At 69.4% G+C, this 18,379-nt stretch carries 17 protein-coding genes; 9 read left to right on the plus strand and 8 right to left on the minus strand.

Going from position 1 to position 18,379, the window contains the following annotated elements; translation table 11 throughout:
• Window positions 1–89: 89 nt before the first annotated feature.
• Window positions 90–953, minus strand: a complete 864-nt coding sequence (locus tag ACSFBM_RS28940; protein WP_435487471.1) for a ChaN family lipoprotein — start codon at window positions 951–953, stop codon at window positions 90–92.
• A 76-nt stretch (window positions 954–1,029) separates the two neighbouring features.
• Here ACSFBM_RS28940 and ACSFBM_RS28945 point away from each other — a divergent pair, with 76 nt between their 5' ends.
• A complete protein-coding gene (locus tag ACSFBM_RS28945; RefSeq protein WP_435487472.1) occupies window positions 1,030–2,085 on the plus strand; it encodes an AbrB family transcriptional regulator in 1,056 nt (351 codons plus the stop codon).
• Window positions 2,086–2,150: 65 nt separating this feature from the next.
• On the opposite strand, the gene ACSFBM_RS28950 is transcribed toward ACSFBM_RS28945, so the two are convergent.
• Complete coding sequence (locus tag ACSFBM_RS28950) at window positions 2,151–2,429, minus strand: BTH_I0359 family protein (RefSeq protein WP_435487473.1); 279 nt, start codon at window positions 2,427–2,429, stop codon at window positions 2,151–2,153.
• Window positions 2,430–2,565: 136 nt separating this feature from the next.
• Entirely contained in the window at window positions 2,566–3,771 is a 1,206-nt protein-coding gene (locus tag ACSFBM_RS28955; protein WP_435487474.1) for a DUF3108 domain-containing protein, read from the minus strand.
• Between the two features lie 150 nt (window positions 3,772–3,921).
• On the opposite strand from ACSFBM_RS28955, the gene ACSFBM_RS28960 reads away from it, so the two are divergent.
• Window positions 3,922–4,995, plus strand: coding sequence for a fumarylacetoacetate hydrolase family protein (locus tag ACSFBM_RS28960; protein WP_435487475.1), 1,074 nt, complete (start codon window positions 3,922–3,924; stop codon window positions 4,993–4,995).
• 166 nt (window positions 4,996–5,161) lie between these two features.
• On the plus strand, window positions 5,162–5,923 hold the full coding sequence (gene loiP / locus ACSFBM_RS28965; RefSeq protein WP_435487476.1) for a metalloprotease LoiP: 762 nt from the start codon (window positions 5,162–5,164) through the stop codon (window positions 5,921–5,923).
• Window positions 5,924–5,926: 3 nt separating this feature from the next.
• Here loiP and ACSFBM_RS28970 read toward each other — a convergent pair whose 3' ends face one another.
• Window positions 5,927–6,709: a helix-turn-helix transcriptional regulator gene (locus ACSFBM_RS28970; protein WP_435487477.1), complete on the minus strand. Its 783-nt coding sequence runs from the start codon at window positions 6,707–6,709 to the stop codon at window positions 5,927–5,929.
• 87 nt (window positions 6,710–6,796) lie between these two features.
• On the opposite strand from ACSFBM_RS28970, the gene ACSFBM_RS28975 reads away from it, so the two are divergent.
• The 3 genes from ACSFBM_RS28975 to ACSFBM_RS28985 are packed head-to-tail and all read left to right on the plus strand — an operon-like array spanning window position 6,797 to window position 9,797.
• Window positions 6,797–8,572, plus strand: coding sequence for an FAD-dependent monooxygenase (locus tag ACSFBM_RS28975; RefSeq protein WP_435487478.1), 1,776 nt, complete (start codon window positions 6,797–6,799; stop codon window positions 8,570–8,572).
• Window positions 8,569–8,781: a hypothetical protein gene (locus ACSFBM_RS28980; RefSeq protein WP_435487479.1), complete on the plus strand. Its 213-nt coding sequence runs from the start codon at window positions 8,569–8,571 to the stop codon at window positions 8,779–8,781. Before ACSFBM_RS28975 ends, ACSFBM_RS28980 begins: the two co-directional genes overlap by 4 nt.
• Window positions 8,782–8,822: 41 nt before the next feature.
• Window positions 8,823–9,797 carry a Bug family tripartite tricarboxylate transporter substrate binding protein gene (locus ACSFBM_RS28985; protein ID WP_435487480.1) on the plus strand — a complete coding sequence of 325 codons (975 nt, stop codon included), beginning with the start codon at window positions 8,823–8,825 and terminating at the stop codon, window positions 9,795–9,797.
• A gap of 22 nt (window positions 9,798–9,819) precedes the next feature.
• On the opposite strand, the gene ACSFBM_RS28990 is transcribed toward ACSFBM_RS28985, so the two are convergent.
• Together ACSFBM_RS28990 and ACSFBM_RS28995 are read right to left on the minus strand one after the other, a co-directional pair.
• A complete protein-coding gene (locus tag ACSFBM_RS28990) occupies window positions 9,820–11,004 on the minus strand; it encodes a toxin-antitoxin system YwqK family antitoxin (protein WP_435487481.1) in 1,185 nt (394 codons plus the stop codon).
• 35 nt (window positions 11,005–11,039) lie between these two features.
• Window positions 11,040–11,453 (minus strand): VOC family protein, encoded by a 414-nt coding sequence (locus tag ACSFBM_RS28995; RefSeq protein ID WP_435441047.1) that lies wholly within the window; start codon window positions 11,451–11,453, stop codon window positions 11,040–11,042.
• A 94-nt stretch (window positions 11,454–11,547) separates the two neighbouring features.
• On the opposite strand from ACSFBM_RS28995, the gene ACSFBM_RS29000 reads away from it, so the two are divergent.
• The 3 genes from ACSFBM_RS29000 (at window position 11,548) to ACSFBM_RS29010 (ending at window position 14,329) form a co-directional block, all read left to right on the plus strand.
• A complete protein-coding gene (locus ACSFBM_RS29000; RefSeq protein WP_435487482.1) occupies window positions 11,548–12,792 on the plus strand; it encodes a TraB/GumN family protein in 1,245 nt (414 codons plus the stop codon).
• 11 nt (window positions 12,793–12,803) lie between these two features.
• On the plus strand, window positions 12,804–13,172 hold the full coding sequence (locus tag ACSFBM_RS29005; RefSeq protein ID WP_435487483.1) for a DUF2946 family protein: 369 nt from the start codon (window positions 12,804–12,806) through the stop codon (window positions 13,170–13,172).
• 248 nt (window positions 13,173–13,420) lie between these two features.
• Complete coding sequence (locus ACSFBM_RS29010; protein WP_435487484.1) at window positions 13,421–14,329, plus strand: copper chaperone PCu(A)C domain-containing protein; 909 nt, start codon at window positions 13,421–13,423, stop codon at window positions 14,327–14,329.
• A gap of 24 nt (window positions 14,330–14,353) precedes the next feature.
• Here ACSFBM_RS29010 and ACSFBM_RS29015 read toward each other — a convergent pair whose 3' ends face one another.
• The gene (locus ACSFBM_RS29015; RefSeq protein ID WP_435487485.1) at window positions 14,354–16,105 is read right to left on the minus strand and encodes a phospholipase D family protein; all 1,752 of its coding nucleotides are present in this window, start codon (window positions 16,103–16,105) and stop codon (window positions 14,354–14,356) included.
• A 91-nt stretch (window positions 16,106–16,196) separates the two neighbouring features.
• A complete protein-coding gene (locus ACSFBM_RS29020) occupies window positions 16,197–18,098 on the minus strand; it encodes an ATP-binding cassette domain-containing protein (RefSeq protein WP_435487486.1) in 1,902 nt (633 codons plus the stop codon).
• Window positions 18,099–18,379: the final 281 nt, after the last annotated feature.

An 18,379-nucleotide genomic window follows, 5' to 3' on the forward strand; every position in this document is an offset into this window, starting at 1 on the left:
TGGGGCCGCTGAAGACGCACCCGTGCGTTCGCGCGGCACATGGGCGCGCAAGCCGCGGGTCTTCGGGCCCGCGGCTTTTTTCATGGGACTCAGGCCTTGGGTTGAGGCTGGGGCCTTGATTGCCGCTTGAACTCCGCGCAATAGTCTTTCTCGGGCAAGGGCGGCGTGCGCCAGGTCCTGTCGTACTCGCCGGGCACCACCTCGGCCGTGGCCGGCGCGGCCATCAGCCGCACCGCTGCGACCTTGACGTCGTCCGGCAGGTGTTGCGGCACGCCCAGCGTGCGCACCACGTGGCCCGCACCGGCGATCAGCAGCACGGTCTGGCCCGGCTTGCGCGCCTTGACGATGGCCTGTGCCATCGCGCGGTCGCGGCCGACCTGGATGCGGGTCATGGGAAGGATCTGCGACGCGGGGAGCATGCCGCAGTGGCCGTCGCGCACGGCGTCCTGCTGGGCGGTGTAGGCCTCGCCATTGAGTTGCACGTCGAGCGAGACGTCGGCCATGGCGTCTTTCATGCGCACGCGCGGCATGTTGGCGCCGACCACCGGCACACCGGCGCGCACGGCGGCCATCACGGCGGGACCGTAGTCGCTCCAGGGCCAGGCCTTCTCGCTCCAGTCGAGGGCGGCGCGCACCTGGGCTTCGGTGGCGGTGGGAGCGACGTGCGCGGTGCTGCGGCCTTCCTCGGCCATCTCGAGCGCCAGCGCGGCCAGCTGGCCGCGCGCCGCGAGCGCCTCGACGGCCTCGCGTTCGATCACGTGGTGCTCGGGCGCGTCGTGCCGCTCACCGAGCAGCAGGGCGTCGACCGGCTGCAGCGCGGCGACGCGCCTGGCGATGGGGGCGTCCGGCGCATCGGCGCCGCCGGACAGCGCGGCGCAGCCTGCGAACGCGGTGGCGGCCAGCACGGGGAACAGGAAACGGGAAGCCCGCACGGGCCAGTGTTGGAGAGGCATCGCGCCATACTATGCGCCGGCGGATTCACGCCGTGCCGTCCATTTCCGCCTTTCGCTGTCGTCCCTTCTGTCTTCCTTGTCTCCCCGTTTTCTCGTTCGCGTGCTCGCCACGCTGCTGCTGGCGCTCGCCGCGGCGGGCGTCTGCCTGGCGCTGCACACGCCCTTGCCCTGGATGATCGGCCCGCTGGTCGCGGTGTCGCTGGCCTCGATCGCGGGTGCCCCCACGGCCAGCCACACGCCGCTGCGCAACGCGGGGCAGTGGACCATCGGCACCGCGCTGGGGCTGTACTTCACGCCGCACGTGGTGTCGCTGGTGGCCAGCGTGTGGTGGGCGATCGTGCTGGCCATTGCGTGGGCGCTACTGCTGGGCTGGGGTTTCGGGCGCTGGCTGTACCGGATGCATGCCGCTCGCATGCCCCATGTGCCGGAGCGATCCATGAGAGCCACGACTTACTTCGCGGGTGCCATCGGCGGCGCGTCGGAGATGACGCTGCTGTCCGAATCGGCCGGCGCGCGCACCGACCTCGTGGCCGCCGCGCACAGCCTGCGGCTGGTGGTGGTGACGGTGACGATCCCCTTCGCGATGCAGTGGAGCGGGCTCCACGGGCTGGAGATCAACCCGTCCGGCGTGCGCGAGGTGAACTTCGGCGGGCTGGCGCTGCTGGCGGTGGCGACCGGCCTCGGCGGCCTGGCGATGCGCGCGCTGAAGCGCACGAACCCGTGGTTCATCGGGCCGTTGCTGGTGGCAATGGCCTTCACCGTGGCGGGCCAGTCGCTGTCGGCGGTGCCGGGATGGATGTCGAACGCCGCCCAGCTGGTGATCGCGGTGAGCCTGGGCGTGCGCTTCAGCCGCGAGTTTCTGCACACCGCACCGCGCTGGCTGGGCTCGGTGGTGCTGGGCACGGTCGGCATGCTGGTGCTGTGCGGCGGCGTGGCCTGGTTGCTGGCCTGGGCGACGGGGCTGCACCCGGCCACGATGATCCTGGGCACCTCGCCCGGCGGCATTGCCGAGATGTCGATCACGGCCAAGGTGCTGCAGCTGGGCGTGCCGGTGGTCACGGCGTTCCAGGTGTGCCGGCTGGTGGCGGTGCTGCTGATCGTCGGGCCGATGTTCCGGTGGATCTACCGCTGAAGACGGTCGTTGAATGAAAAAAGCGCCCCAAAGGGCGCTTTTTGTCGCTGGAGAGCGAAAGAGGCTCAGTGCACCAGCACCGGCGTGTGAGCCAGTTCGGCATAGCCCTCGAGCGTGTCTTCGACTTCTTCCTGGGTGGGGGTGTTGAGCTGCCAGGCCGCGATTTGCTGCTGGAACAGCTCGGCCCACGAGCCGTCGAGGTAGACCTCCTTGCCCGAGCGCTTGTCCACGATCTCGAAACCGTGGCGTTCCAAAACGGGCATGTTGGGCAGCACGGGCTCTTCGCCCTCATTGGGCTGCACGTGCACGACGACGAAAGACTCCGAGTCATAAAGCATGTTCATGGCGGGCCCAGTGAGGATGTCGATAGCGTTCATGGAGGTTAGATAGCAATCAACGCGCCAGTTTCAAGACAGGTTGTCATTTTGGAAAACCAACAGGTTAATTCGCGCGTTTCACTTCAATGACGTGACTTTGTCCTCAGTTCGACGGCCCCGCAGGCAGGGATTCGCGCAATTCCATGTCGGCGAAGTCGCCGTTGGGCTGTGTCTGTTTGATCCGTACCGGCAGGTAGCCCAGCGATGGGGCGAGCCAGACCTCGAGCTTCACGTCGAAATCCCTGCGCGGGCTGCGGGTGAGCTTGCGCACCGAGTATTCCCCGGCCTGCACGGTCACTTTTTCTTCGTTTTCGATGTTGAAGACCCAGGTGCCGGCCTCGCGCGTGCCGGCGGTCTGCACCGTGATCTGGCTGCCTCCGGGGTAGCGCCCCGGGTTGCCCGCCAGCAGGCCGCCGAGCTGCATCACCACGCTGAGCCGGTCCTGCGCGCCGGGCAGCAGGGGCACGGACGGCGCGTTGTTGCTGAACAGGATCTGCCCCTGGTCGCGCACGAAATGCGCCGCCACCTCGCCCTTGCGGCTTTCGGAATAACGCTCCGGCTCGATGCCCGAGGGGCCGATGCGGCCGGTGCTGTGCTGGCTGAGGATGGTAGCGAACAGCAGCTTGAGCGTGAGCCGCGCGTCGTAGGTGCTGCCGTCCTGCAGCCATTCCAGCGTGCCGAACACGCCCTGCATCGGCGAGGCGCCGCGCTGGCCGGTGGCCGCGAACGACAGCTTGACCGAGCCCGGAATGCGCAGCGACTGCGTGCCGGCGATGTTGCCGGAGGTCGGGCTGGCGCCTGCCGTGCTGCCGGGCGCACCGTCGCCGGTGCCGCCCGCCGCCGTGGTCGCACCCGCGGCGGCGCTGGCGGGGGCTTCGGGCGCCGTTGCGCCTGAATCGGCAGCGGCTTGCGCAGTCAGGTCGGGCGTGTCGGGGTCTTTGGGCGCCGCAGCATCCGGTGGCGGTTCCGGCGCCATCTGCGTCTGGGCCACCGGGGGTGCAGGCTTGGGCTTGGGCACGGACGGCGCGCGCGGGCGGCGCGGCTTGGGCGGCGCCGCCGGCTGGGCCTGCGCCGGAGCGGCGGCGGGTGGTGCTGCGGCCTTTTCCGCAGCGGGCGGGGCGATCACGATGGTGCGCGTGATGAACTTGTTCGCCAGCGGCGAGGGCTCGGGCCCGAGGGCCGTCGGCGCCAGGCCCAGCACCAGCAGGTGGACCAGCGCCACCGCCAGGGTCAACGCGCCCAGCACCCGCCAGGGCGGACGCCCGGGCGGGCCGGCAGGCAGCGAAGGGGGCGCGACGAGCGTCGACATCGGTGTGTGGAGTGGGGCGTTGGCGCGGAGGTTCACCAAGACCACCTCGGTACACTGCCGCCCGTTCAACCAGTTTAAGTGGGAGCGGCGCGCGGCCTCGTGGCCACGCCGCGTCTTCCCTCACGCATTCACGCAGGCACGCACCGCATCATGAAACTCGCCACCCTGAAGGACGGCTCGCGCGACGGCCAGCTCGTCGTTGTCTCGCGCGACCTCACGCTCGCCCACTACGCCACCGGCATCGCGAGCCGGCTGCAGCAGGTGCTGGACGACTGGGGCTTCATGAGCCCGCAGCTGCAGGAGCTGTACGACGCCCTCAACGCCGGCCGCACGCGCCACGCCTTTCCGTTCGACCCCGCCCTGTGCATGGCGCCGCTGCCGCGCGCCTACCAGTGGGCCGATGGCTCGGCCTACCTGAACCACGTGGAGCTGGTGCGCAAGGCGCGCAACGCCGAGGTGCCCGAGAGCTTCTATCAAGACCCGCTGATGTACCAGGGCGGCAGCGACGACTTCCTCGGCCCGACAGACGACGTCGTCGTGCCCAGCGAGGCCATGGGCATCGACTTCGAGGCCGAGATCGCGGTGATCACAGGCGACGTGCGGATGGGCGCCACGCCCGAGCAGGCGCTCGAAGGCATCCGCCTCGTGATGCTGGCCAACGACGTGAGCCTGCGCAACCTGATTCCGGCCGAACTCGCCAAGGGCTTCGGCTTCTTCCAGAGCAAGCCGGCCACCGCCTTCAGCCCCGTGGCCGTCACGCTCGACGAACTCGGCGAGGCCTGGCAGAAGGGCCGCGTGCACCTGTCGCTGCACAGCAGCTGGAACGGCCGCAAGGTCGGCATGTGCGACGCGGGGCCGGACATGACCTTCCACTTCGGCCAGCTCATCGCCCACATCGCCAAGACGCGCAACGTGCGCGCCGGCAGCATCGTGGGCAGCGGCACCGTGAGCAACAAGGGCGTGGAGAAGAAAGACGGCCAGATGGACTGGCCCAAGGGCTACTCGTGCATTGCCGAGAAGCGATGCATCGAAACCATCCAGGGCGGCGCGCCCGTCACCGAGTTCATGAAGTTCGGCGACACCATCCGCATCGAGATGAAGGGCGTGGACGGGCGCTCGCTGTTCGGTGCGATCGACCAGGAGATCGTGTCGACGGCAGGGCGTGCGCAGGAGGCGCCGGTGTCGTTGGCGAAGCCGCAGGCCGAGGACGTCGCCGAAGACTGACCCGGCGCGCAACGCTGCGTGCCCCCCCGCTCGCCGAGAGCGGCCCGCTTGCCATGGCTATGATCCTGCCGCTGCTGCGACGAGTCTTCGATTTCGTCCGGCAGCGCGTCCGGCGGCTGCATTCCGCGGCCGCCATTCATACCAAGAAAAAAACGGGAGTTTTCCAATGCGTTATTTGCCTGTTGCCGCCGCCGTCGCGGCCTTCGCCCTTGCGGGGTGCGAAACCATGAAGAACGCCGACACCGGCGCGCTCACCCAGGCGGGCGGTTCGGCCTTCAAGGCCATGTCGCTGAGCGACGCCGATGTCACCACGATGTCCGACCAGTCCTGCACCGCCATGGACCAGAAGAACCAGATCGCGCCCGCCGGCAGCCGCTACGCCACGCGGCTGAACCAGGTCATCAAGCAGATGCCCACCACCGTGAACGGCAAGACGGCCAACTACAAGGTCTACATGACCAAGGACGTCAATGCCTGGGCCATGGCCAACGGCTGCATCCGCGTCTACAGCGGTCTCATGGACCTGATGAACGACGACGAACTGCGTGGCGTGATCGGCCACGAAATCGGCCACGTGGCGCTGGGCCACTCGAAGTCGCGCATGCAGACCGCCTACGCCGCCTCGGCCGTGCGCGGACTGGCCGGCGCTGCCGGCGGCGTCGCGGCCCAGCTGTCGCAGTCGCAGGCCGGCGACCTGGGTGAGAAGTTCGTCAACGCGCAGTTCTCGCAGGCCAACGAAAGCGCGGCCGACAACTATTCGTTCGACCTGCTCACCGAACGCAAGCTCGAGCGCAAGGGGCTGGTCAGCGCCTTCGACAAGCTGGCGAAGCTCGGCGGCGGCGGCTCCGGCAGTTCGCTCATGAGCTCGCATCCGCCTTCGGCCGAGCGCTCGGCGCGCATGCAGAAGCGCCTGGACGCCGCCAAGTAAGCGCTACGCGCCCTGCGTCAAACGCATCAGCAGTTCCTTCTGCGAACGGATGCCGAGCCGTCTAAAGGCCCGGTACTGATGCGTGCGCACGGTGGTCAGCTCCACGCCGATTTCCCGTGCCGCCTCCTTCGCCGTCCTGCCCGCCATCAGGTGCCCGATGACCTCGCGCTCGCGCAGGCTCAAGGTCAGCAGGCGCGAGGCGAGGGCCGGCTCCACCGCGCCCCGCACCGCCACCGCACTGCGCCCGTGGGCCGCGGTGGCGTCGGCCAGCAGCGTGGCGTGCGCTTCGATCAACGCGAAATCTGCCGCGCCGAACTCCGGCTGCGCCAGGCTGCGGTAGAAGCTCACGGCCACGCGCTGCCCGGTCGGCAGCAGCAACAGCACCGACGCGCGCTCGCGGATGCCCACGTCGCCGTAGCAGGCCGCGCGGTACGCCGGGTCGGCCACTTCGTCGGCGCGCTGGTGGCCCAGCCACAACTGCGCGCGCTGCGGCAGCTTGCGCGCGGCGAGCCAGGCCATGTTGGGGTCGAGCTGGTCGAAGCGCTGCGCCACGTAGCGCTCCGACGTGCGCTCGGCCGTGCTGCCGTAGCTGCTGGCCGCCGACACCGCCTCGATGCGCCCCGCCGCACTCACGGCGAACACGGTGCAGAAGGTCATCGGCATCACGCGCTGCATGGCTTTCAGGTAGCTGGTGGCCAGGTGCGCCGTGCCCACGCCGGACAGCACGTCGCCGACCACGGCGGCGGCCAGTGCGGTGTCGGTGGGGTGGAGGCGCCAGCGTCTCATGCGGAGTGAGTAAGAAAAAACGAGGGTAAGTACCTCGTACGAAGTTATGACATTGCCGCGGCCTGCGCATCGGGACAATCCCGTCGCATGACGAACCCTTCCGCAGCCGCCCCGGGCGACGCCGTCAGCGGCCCCGTGCCGCCGCCGGCCAGCACCACCCAACTGCCGCCCTCCGTGGGCGCCTTCCACTACACGCGCTACAAGCCCTGGACGCCGCCGCTGGAGCAGGGCGAACAGGGGGGCGTCGAGCCCGGCCGCCATCCGGTGGTGATCGCCGGCGGCGGGCCGGTCGGCATGGCGCTGGCACTCGGCCTGGCGAACCACGGCGTGCGCTGCGTGATCCTCGAGGCCGACGACACGGTGTGCGTCGGCAGCCGCGCGGCCTGCATCTCGCGGCGCAGCCTGGAGATCATGGCGCGGCTCGGCGTGCTGGAAAGCTTTTTGGCCAAGGGCCTGCCGTGGACCGGCGGGCGCAGCTACTACAAGACGGCGGAGGTGTTCCGCTTCGAGATGCCGCACGACGCGCAGCAGAAGCTGCCGCCGATGATCAACCTCGAGCAGTACTACGCCGAGCACTACCTGCTGGAAGAGATCTTCCGCCGCAACGAGCAGACGCCGGGGCTCATCGACATCCGCTGGGGCACCGAGCTCACCGGCCTCGCGCAGGACGACGACGGCGTGGCGCTCGACGTGCGCAACGCCGAGGGCGCCTACCGGCTGCACGGCCAGTGGCTTGCGGCCTGCGACGGCGGCCAGAGCTTCGTGCGCAAGGCGCTGGGGCTCGCGCTGGAAGGCACGGGCTACGAAGGCCGCTACGTGATCATCGACATCGAGCTGCACAGCGGCCACCCGACCGAGCGCCGCGCCTGGTTCGACCCGCCTTGGAACCCGGGCTCGACCGTGCTGATGCACCGCCAGCCCGACGACATCTGGCGCATCGACTACCAACTGCGCCCCGGCCAGGGCACCGAAGAAGCGCTGCAGCCGCCGGCGGTGGCCGAGTTCGTGCAGCGCCACCTCGACGCCATCGGCGAAGGGCACCTGCCGTGGAAGACGGTGTGGACCTCGGTCTACCGCGCGGGCGCGATGACGCTCGACAGCTACCGCCACGGCCGTGTCGTGTTCGCCGGCAACGCGGCGCACGCCATGCCGATCTTCGGCGTGCGCGGGCTCAACTCGGGCTTCGACGACGCGGACAACCTGGGCTGGAAACTGGCCTTGGTGGCCAAGGGGCTGTCGAGCGCGGCGCTGCTCGATTCGTACTCGCAGGAGCGCATCGCGGCCTTCCATGTGAACGCCGAGAACGCAATGCGCAGCACCGAGTTCATGTCGCCGCCCTCACGCGGCTTCGACCTGCTGCGCGAGGCGGCGCTGTCGCTGTCCGAGGCGCACCGCGGCATTGCGCAGCTGATCAACCCGCGCCAGACGCAGGCCGTGCGCTATGCCGATTCGCCGCTGTCGAGTGCGGGCGACGTGTTGCCGGCCGGCCCGCTGCCGGGCGAGGTGATGCCCGAGCAGCAACTGGCACGCGGCCACCTCACGGACCTGATCGCGCCGACCTTCACGCTGCTGGTGCTGCGGCCCGACGTGGCGTTGCCGCCGGCGGCCGACATCGCGGCGGCGCAGCAGGGCGCGCTGCCGTTCGCCGTGCGCACCGTCGCCGGCCCGGGCATCGACGGCGCGGATGCGCATGCGGCGCCCGCCGTCTTCGAAGCGCTCGGCGCGCAGGACGGCGCGGTCTACCTGCTGCGCCCCGACGGCCATGTGGCCGCGCGCTGGCACCGCCTGCCCGCGGGCGCCCTGCAACCCGCCTTGGCACGCGCCGCATCGGCTGCATCGGCCGCACAGGAGCTTTCCGCATGACCACCACATCCCTGCACCCCGACGCCCGCGACCGCCTTTATGCCGAGTGCGCGCGCGCCATCAGCGAAGCGGGCGCCGAGCGCGAATCTTTGTTCCTCGCGCGCCTGGCGCTGCTGCTGTTCGAGCAGGTCGGCGACGAGGCGCGCTGCCGCGCCGCGCTGGCCGACGCGTTGCACGCGCTGCCCGTACCATCGCTGTCCGCTTCGTGAAACAAGCCTGCTTCTGCCCATCTACAACTGGAGACTGATCCATGGATCGCCGCACCCTTCTCGCCACGCTCGCCTCCGGCGCCGCCGTGGCCGCCTCGCCCTTCGCCCATGCGCAGGAATACCCCCAGCAGCTCGTCAAGTGGGTCGTGCCGTACCCGGCGGGCGGCGGCACCGACGTGATCGCGCGCGTGCTGGCCGAATCGATGCGCCAGACGCTGGGCCAGCAGATCGTGGTCGACAACCGCCCCGGCGCGTCGACCAACATCGGCGCCGACTTCGTCGCCAAGAGCAAGCCGGACGGCTACACCATCCTGTCGGCCGACAACGCCCTGCTGGCCTTCAACGAGCACCTGTTCAGCAAGCTGCCGTTCAGCCCTGAAAAGGACTTCACCTACATCGGCGCGATCGGCAAGTTCCCGCTGGCGCTGGTGGTGCACCCTGACTTCCCGGCGAAGACCTTCAAGGAATTCCTGGCCTACGTGAAGGCCAACCCCGGCAAGGTGAACTACGCGTCGCCGGGCAACGGCTCGCCGCACCACCTGGCCATGGAAATGTTCAAGGTGCGCACCGGCACCTTCATCACCCACATTCCGTACCGCGGCGCCGCGCCGGCCATGGCCGACGTGATGGGCGGCCAGGTGCCGTGCATGTTCCTCGACCTGGCCTCGGGCCTGGGGATCATGCAGAGCAACAAGGTGCGCGTGCTGGCCATCGGCTCGGGTGCGCGCAACAAGCTGCTGCCCAACGTGCCGACGCTGGCCGAGGTGGGCGTGCCCAACTCCGAGGTGTTCGCCTTCCAGGGCATCCTGGGCCCGGCCGGGCTGCAGCCGGCGGTGGTGAACAAGCTCAACGCCGACCTCAACAAGGCTTTCGGCACGCCGGCGGTCCAGAAGCGCTTCGACGATTTCGGCATGGAAGCCATGCCCGGCACGCCGGCGCAGTTCGCGGCGCTGTCGCGCGCCGAGTCGAAGCGCTGGGGCCCGATCATCAAGCAGGCCGGCATCAAGCTGGACTGATGCCGGCGGCGTTCTCTTCTCTCTAGCGGGAGAACGCCTTGCGCGAGCCGTCTTCGAAGACCTCGTCGTCGCGCTGCAGCTCGCCGTTCTCGTCCCAGGTGCGCTCGCGCGTGATGCGGCCCTTGGCGTCGAAGGTCGATTCGGCCAGCAGCGTGCCCTTCTCGCTGAAGCGCTGGTGGGTGCCCACGGGAATCTGCCGGCCGCGGCTCACGACCTGGTAGCGGCCCTGCGCGGCGCGCTCGCCGCTGTCGTAGAACTCGGTGATCTCCACCGTGCGCCCCTCGCCGGTGCTGCCGCTGTAGGTCGACTTGCTGGTCGGCTGGCCGTTCAGGTAATAGCTGTCGTCGCCGATCGGCTCGCCCGCGCTGTTCCAGCGCTGGTCGCGCACCAGCGTGCCTTTTTCCGAGAAGGCCTGCTCGCGAATGCGCACGCTGGTGCGCTCGGCCAGCAGGTACACGGTTTCGCGGCGCTTCACGCCTTCCGAGGAGTAGTTCTGCTCGGTGCGCCGGTTGCCGACGGTTTCGTCGAGCACCGCGGTCTTGCCGTTGTCGTAGAAGCTCTGCGAACGCACGCGCTTGCCCGACACATACGACAGCCGCGAGCGCAGGTTGCCGCGCGCGTCGAACAGATCAACCTGCGACGGGCCGACGCCCGCGAAGCCGCAGAGCCTGGCGTCGTCGACCACTGGCGCGAGCGCCGGCGCGTCGGCGCAGCGCAGCGCCGACAGCTGCCCGCGCTCTGTGAACTCGACCGATGCGCGCTCGCTGCCGTTGCCCGTATCGGGGTAGAACGCGGCGCGGCGCAGTTTGCCGTCGGGGTAGAAGCTGCGCACCAGGCCGCGCTCCTGGCCGTCGTCGTAGGTGGCCTCGCGCAGCACCTTGCCCGTGGGCGAGAACTCGCGCGCGCGGCCCTGGATGTTGCCCTTGGCGTTGATGCTGTGCTCCTTGACCAGCTTGCCCTTCTCGTAGATGCGCACCAGCCCCATGGACACGCCGTTCTGCACCTGCTGCTCGCGCTGCAGCTCGCCGGTTTCGCGGTCCTTGCAGCGCACCAGGCCGGTCTTGCCCGCCGTGGTGGCGCCGTTGGCCGGGTTCACGCTGCGGCCGTCGAGCTCGCAGTCCTGCTGGGCGTGCGCCGCGGCCGCGCAGAACAGGGGCACCAGCGCCGCCAGGCCGAGCCGCAACAGGCGCCCCGCAGTGCCCGGCACAGCGGCGGGTCTGCGGGGGGCGGCGCGGCGCGGTCTCATTTGTCGTAAAGCGTGGCCAGGGAACGGAATCCCTTGACCTCGATCGGATTGCCGAACGGGTCATGAAAGAACATCGTCCATTGCTCGCCGGGCTGGCCCTCGAAGCGCACCTGCGGCTTCAGCACGAACTCGGTGCCGGCGGCCTCCAGGCGCGCGGCCAGGGCCTGCCAGTCGGGCAGGGCGAGCGCAAGGCCGAAGTGCGGCATCGGCACCATCACGTCGCCGACGCGGCCGGTGCGGGCGGTGGCGAAGGGCTCGCCGAGATGAAGCGAAATCTGGTGGCCGAAAAAGTCGAAATCGACCCAGGTGTCGGTGCTGCGGCCCTCGGCGCAGCCGAGGACACCGCCATAGAAGCGGCGGGCGCCGTCGAGGTCGCGAACGTGAAAGGCAAGGTGGAAGATGCTCTGCATGGTTTTGGATTATGGGCAGCGGTGCTGTGAGAATGCCGGACTTTCTTTCATCGTGGAGCACGCCTTGCGGATACTCCGGACCCTGGTTGCACACATGCGCAACATCGATTTTTCGGCGCCTGTGCGCCTGGCAAAAAGCCTCCAACGGCTGCCGCGCCAACTCCTGGCGGGCGCCTGCTGTGTCTTTACATTTGCTGCGGCGCACGCCGCCTGCCCGCCCTCGGCCATCGCCAGCCTCGAGAAGCCCGGCACCACGCTGCGCAACGGCGTCGACCGCGGCATGCTCTGGCGCATCGAGCGCGACGGGCGCACCTCGTGGCTCTACGGCACCATCCACATCGGCCGCGGCGACTGGGTGCGGCCCGGCCCGACCATCCAGAAGGCGCTGACGCAGAGCGACACCCTCGCGCTGGAGCTCGACTCGCGCGACGAAGCCACCGCCGCCGCCATGGCCCAGCCGGCCGACCCCGAGGTGCTCGCGCGCGTGCTCAGCGGCGAGCGCGCGCGCCGGCTGGCGCGACAGAACGCCGAGGCCTGCGTGCCGCCGGGCGCGCTGTCGAAGCTGCAGCCCATCCTGCAGGTGACGGCGCTGGCCGGCCTGGTGGCGCGCGCCGACGGGCTCTATCCCGAGTTCGGCGTGGACGAGACGCTGGCCGTGGCCGCCCGCAACAGCAACAAGCCGATCGTCGCGCTCGAAAGCGCGGCCGCGCAATTGAAGGTGCTCACGGGCGAGTCCGAGGCCGAGGAAGGCGAGCAGATCGACGCGGCGCTCGACGAGCTGGAGTCGGGCAAGCTGCGCGGCCAGCTGAAGGAGCTGGCCGACGTGTGGGCGCGCAGCGACGCGGGCAAGCTGGGCCGCTATGCCGAATGGTGCGACTGCCTCAACACCCCCGCCGAGCAGCGCCTGACCAAGCGCCTGCTCGACGACCGCAACCCGAACCTGGCCGACGGCATCGAGCGTTTGCACGCCGGCGGCAAGGGCGTGTTCGCGGCCGTGGGCGCGCTGCACATGATCGGCCCGCAGGGTCTGCCCACGCTGATGGCGGCGCGCGGTTTCACGGTGACGCCGGTGCTGACCGACGTGCAGGCGCAAACCGCGGCGCCGATGGCGGCGCTCGCCGCGCCTTCGCCGGCCCCCAGGGCTGTGCGCGGTGGCAAGGCCGTGAAGGGCCAGCGCGGGCCGAACGGGCAGAAGGGCGCACCGGCCGCTGCCGCCAAGGGCGGCAAATCGGCCAAGGCCGCGCCTGCGGCCAGGAGCGGCAAAGCCACGGCCAAGGCGCCCGCCAAGGCGGCTTCCAAGGCCGCCGCCCCTGCCGCCAAGGGCAAAGTGCGCAGATAATCGCGCCCGCCATGCACGCGCTGCGCCACCCCACCCGCTTTCTCGGCCTCATCGGCCGCGGGGTGCTGCTGTGGTTCGTGCTGTCGCTGGGCGTGGCGGTGGCGTCGCCGCTGGTGCATCCACAGGCGATGGAGCTGGTGTGCTCCAGCGTCGGTTCCATCAAGGTGGTGGTCCACACCGAGGACGGCACGCAGGCGCTCGGCGCCTCCCACATGGACTGCCCGCTGTGCGTGCTGACCGGCGCACCGCCGCCGGCCCTGGCGGTGCCCGCTTTCGATCTCCCCTTGCCGCTGGGCCGCGTGGTCCAGTCGATTCCCGCCACGCGCCTGGCCGCCGCCGCCGCGCCACTGCCTGCGCGCGGGCCCCCGACTTTCTCCTGACGCTCTCGAAACCATAGCTGCATACGCACGAACGACGTGCGTTGCCGGCTTTTTTGGCTCGAAGTTTCGAGCGCAAACTGAACGGGTGAGCACGGCGCAGGACGTCAATGCCATCCGCACGCGCAGGCTCGAAGTGGCACTGAACGCGGTCGATGCGGGCGCACCCCGCCCCTGCCCGCGCAACACACCTGCCTGGCTGAACTCAGGTTCGACCCATGACGCTCTCATCCCAACTGCAAGGACCCGACATGACCAAGACATCGATGATCACTCTCAAAACCATAGCAGCATGCGCAATCCTGACGGGCGTTGGCGCCACTTTTGCACACGTCACGTTGCCGCCGGGCGGCGCCACCGTGGGCAGTGACTACAACGCCGCCTTCCGCGTCGGCCATGCCTGCGAAGGCGCCAAGGCCACCACCGGCCTGGCGGTGCGCCTGCCCAAGGGCTTCGTGCTGAGCGACGCCCAGGCGCGCAAGGGCTGGAAGCTCGACGTGACGAAGAACGGTGACGGCGAAGTGCGCTGGAGCGCCGAGACGCCCGGCAATGCGCTGCCCGGCAGCGAGCGCGCCGAGTTCGTGCTGCGCGGCAAGGTGCCCGCCACGCCAGGCACGCTGTGGTTCAAGGTGCTGCAGACCTGCGACACCGGCGTGGCCGACTGGGCCGAGGTGCCGGCGTCGGGCAGTTCGACGGCGGGCCTGAAGAGCCCGGCCGCCAGGCTGAACGTGGTGGCGCAGGGCGTGGCCACGGTCGATGTGCAGGGCGGCTGGGTGCGCCAGTCGGTGCCGGGCCAGAGCGGCACGGGCGCCTTCATGAAGCTGACCGCGCCCACCGGCACGAAGCTGGTCGGCATTTCGACCCCGGCGGCGGGCACGGCCGAAGTGCACGAGATGAAGATGGAAGGCGACGTCATGAAGATGCGCGAGCTTCCGGGCGGCCTCGACCTGCCCGCGGGCCAGACCGTCGAGCTCAAGCCCGGCGGCTACCACGTGATGATGATGGACCTGAAGGGCGCGCTGGCCAAGGGCGCGAGCGTGCCCTTCACGCTGAAGTTCGAAGACGCCAAGGGCGTGAAGACCGCGCTGGACGTGACGCTGCCGGTGGGTGCGCCCGAAGGTGCAGATGCCGCCGGGTCGGCGCACCTGCACAAGCACTGACGCACAGGCCCCGATCGAGGGTTTCTAGAGCAGTTCGTCGGGCGCGAGCGGCCCGAAGAGCTTGAGCATCAGCCGCAGCGTGGCGCTGGTGTCGGGCTCGGTGGTTGCGTCGGGCAACTTGCTGTCCTTGGGAGCGCGCCACACCAGCGAGCCGTCGACCAGCTCCACATGCCACGAGCGCTCTGCCATGCCGCGCTCGATCTGTTCGGACGCCGCGCGCGACAGCTCGTTGCTGCGGATCAGCAGCGCGATCTCGGTGTTCTGCAGCTGCGAGCGCAGGTCGAGGTTCATCGAGCCGACCACCAGCAGCCGGCCGTCCATCACCAGCACCTTGGAGTGCAGCATGGCGCGCGATGCGCCGGCGATGCTGCCTGTTCCGCTGCCGCCGCCGCCGCTGCTTCCGGTCGAGCCGAAGACGCTGCCGAAGCTGGTCTGCTCGCTGCGCAGTTCATACAGCTCGACGCCCATCTTCAGCAGCGCCTCGCGGTGGCGCGCGTAGCCCACATGGGCCACCGGCGCGTCGTTGGACGCCAGCGAGTTGGTCAGCACGCGAATGCGCACACCCCGCGCGCGCGCCGCGGAAAAGGCCTGCAGCATGTCCTTGCCGGGCACGAAGTAGGGCGAAATGATGAGCAGGTCGGTGCGTGCCTGGCCGATCATCTGCAGCAGGCCTTCGACCACCGTGTCGCCGTTGGCGGCCAGGTCGGAGGCGGATTCCAGCGAGGCCACCCGGCGCGACGCATTCGCCTTGTCGTCAGGCTGGCTGACCACGAGGCCCGGCGCCTTCGCGCTGTCGGGGCCGGAGGCGGAATCGGCGGCGATCTTGCCGGGCTTGTCGGCCAGCATCACGGCCGGCGCCCAGACGAAGGTGGCGGTGCGCAGGTCGAGCGCTTTCTCGTCCCAGGCGCGGGCGCGCTGCTCGGGCGTGGGCGGCGCGTCGGCGCTGGGCTTGTCGTCCGGGTCACGGGCGGCTTGCGCGACCAGTTCCTGGTCGGCCTTGCTCGCGCGCTCGCGCGTCGCCTGCAGCTCTTCGCGCGTGACCAGAGACTGCACCGGGTAGGCGCGCTCGTTGTTCCAGTAGCTGTCGAAGCTGCGCGACAGGTCCTGCACGATCGGGCCGGCCGCCAGCACGTCGACATCGACGAAGTTGCCGGTGGTCGCGTTGCCGAAGTAGGCGTCGCCCAGGTTGCGCCCGCCCGTGACGGCGAGCACGTTGTCGGCCAGGAACAGCTTGTTGTGCATGCGCTGCTGGATGCGCGAGGCGTCGTCGATCGAATTGAACAAGCGGCTGAAGGTGGAGTCGCGCGAGCCGGCCAGCGGGTTGAACAGCCGCATCTGGATGTTCGGAATGAAGGCCAGTCCCAGCACCAGGGCGTCGCGCCCGGTGGTGTGGAAGTCGTCGAGCAGCACGCGCACCCGCACGCCGCGCTCCGCGGCCGTGCGCAGGCCGCGCACCAGGCGGGCGGTGCTGGCGTCGGCGTGGATGGCGTAGTACTGCAGGTCCAGCGTCTTCTGGGCGCCTTCGATCAGCGCGAGCCGGCTGCCATAGGCGGCCTGCGGGCCGCCCAGCAGCAGGAAGCCGGATTCGTAGCGGGCCTTGTCGGCCTGCCGGCGCTGCTGCACCAGGTCGGCCAGCGCGGTGCCGGTGGCCGGGGCGGCGATCGCGGTGGAAACGGGCCGCTCGACATTTTGCGGAAGCTGCGCGCAGGCGCCCAGGATCAGCAGCGCCAGGAGCGCGGTGGACCGGCGAAACAACGTCTGGAAGGAAGAAGGCATGCGGCTTTTCCGGAGCTTGGAAGGGGAAGCCGCATGTATAGCCTAGTCGGCGCCCGCCGCGCGTCGGACGGGCGGACGACCGGCATCCGCGTCAGCGCGTGACGCCGAGTTCTTCCTGGCGTTCGAGGGCTGCGAGCAACTCGTCGTCGATCTTGGCGTGGCGCTCGGCCAGCTCGGTGGCGCGCGAGGCATCGGCGGCGTAGAGGGCGCCGCCGTCGAGTTCGAGCATTTCCGTGATGCGCTTCTGCTCGCCTTCGAGGGCTGCGATCTGGGCGGGCAGGGCCTCCAGCTCGCGTTGTTCCTTATAGGAGAGCTTCTTGCGCGCACCTGCCGCCTTGGGGGCGGCGGCTTCGGCGGCCGGGGCGGGCGCCGAAGCCGCCGCAGGGGCGGGCGCCGCGGCCACTCGCTGCTCGGCGATCTCGCGGGCGCGCTTGGACTGGATCAACCAGTCCTGCACGCTGCCTTCGTATTCGCGCCAGCGGCCGTCGCCTTCGTAGGCGATGGTGCTGGTCACCACGTTGTCCAGGAAGGTGCGGTCGTGGCTCACGAGGAACACGGTGCCGTCGTAGTCCTGCAGCAGGCTTTCGAGCAGCTCGAGGGTGTCGATGTCCAGGTCGTTGGTCGGCTCGTCGAGCACCAGCACGTTGGCCGGGCGGGCGAACAGGCGGGCCAGCAGCAGGCGGTTGCGTTCGCCGCCGCTGAGCGAGCGCACCGGGGAGTTGGCGCGCGCGGGCGAGAACAGAAAGTCCGACAGGTAGCTCTTGACGTGCTTGCGCTGGCTGCCGATCTCGATCCACTCGCTGCCGGGGCTGATGAAGTCTTCCAGCGTGGCGTCGAGGTCGAGCTTGTCGCGCATCTGGTCGAAGTACGCCACCTGCAGGTTGGTGCCGCGGCGGATCTTGCCGCTGTCGGGTTCGAGCTCGCCCAGGATCAGCTTCAGCAGCGTGGTCTTGCCCGCGCCGTTCGGGCCGAGCAGGCCGACCTTGTCGCCGCGCAGGATGGTGCCGCTGAAGTTGCGGATGACGGTCTTCTCGCCGAAGGACTTGGTGGCCTCGGTGAGCTCGGCCACGATCTTCCCGCTCGACTGGCCGGACGCCACGTCCATGTTCACGCTGCCCTGCACTTCGCGGCGCGAGCTGCGGCTGGCGCGCAATTCCTGCAGACGGGTGATGCGGCTCTGGCTGCGGGTGCGGCGCGCTTCCACGCCCTTGCGGATCCAGATCTCTTCCTGGGCCAGCAGCTTGTCGGCCTTGGCGCTGATCACAGCCTCCTGGGCGAGTTGCTCTTCCTTCTGCAGGAGGTATTGCTCGAAGTTGCCGGGGTAGGAGTTGAGCTTGCCCCGGTCCAGCTCCACGATGCGGGTGGCGACGCGGTTCAGAAAGCTGCGGTCGTGGGTGATGGTGACGACGCTGCCCTTGAAGTCGATCAGCAGCTGTTCGAGCCACTCGATGGAGTCGAGGTCCAGGTGGTTGGTGGGCTCGTCCAGCAGAAGGACGTCGGGTGCGGCCACCAGGGCCTGGGCCAGGGCGACACGCTTGCGGGTACCGCCGGAGAGGGAGCCGACGCGGGCGTTGCGGTCGAGGTGGAGGCGGTGCAGCGTCTCTTCGACGCGCTGCTCCCAGTTCCAGGCGTCGAAGGCTTCGATCTTCGACTGCAGGGCGTCGAGGTCGAGGCCGTCCGCTCCGGAGAGATAGAGGTCGCGCACGGCAATGACCTCGGCCAGGCCCTGGCTGGCGGCGGTGAACACGTCGGCATCCATGTCGAGGAGGGGTTCCTGGGCCACGTAGGCCACACGGAGGTTCTGCTGCAACTGAAGGGTGCCGTCGTCTGCCTTCTCGAGTCCGCCCAATATCTTGAGCATCGATGACTTGCCGGCGCCGTTGCGGCCGATCAGGCCGATGCGCTCCGATTCCAGAAGAGAGAAGTCCGCGTGATCTAGCAGGGGGACGTGACCGAACGCCAATTGGGCGTCGAGGAGTGTGATGAGTGCCATGTAGGGAGGATTATCGGAGGAGGCACCGGACGGGGCTTGGAGCGCATTGGTGTGTGCCGTCGCGGAGAAGGGCGACTTGAACGCGATTTTGTTCGCATGGGGTTGCCGGGCTCATTTCCTGGCATATACTTGCAGGCTCGACTGACAGTCACCGCAAGGTGATAGTTGCGATGGGTTTCTTCGGAGCTGATTGCGAGTTGGTTGGGTGAAAAAAGCTTCTTCGAAGTTGACGCTGATTGAAAAGTCGGTGCATAATCGAAGGCTTCGCTGAAACGGATTCG

The sequence above is a fragment of the Variovorax pasteuri genome, from assembly GCF_051216435.1.
Lineage (GTDB): Bacteria > Pseudomonadota > Gammaproteobacteria > Burkholderiales > Burkholderiaceae_C > Variovorax.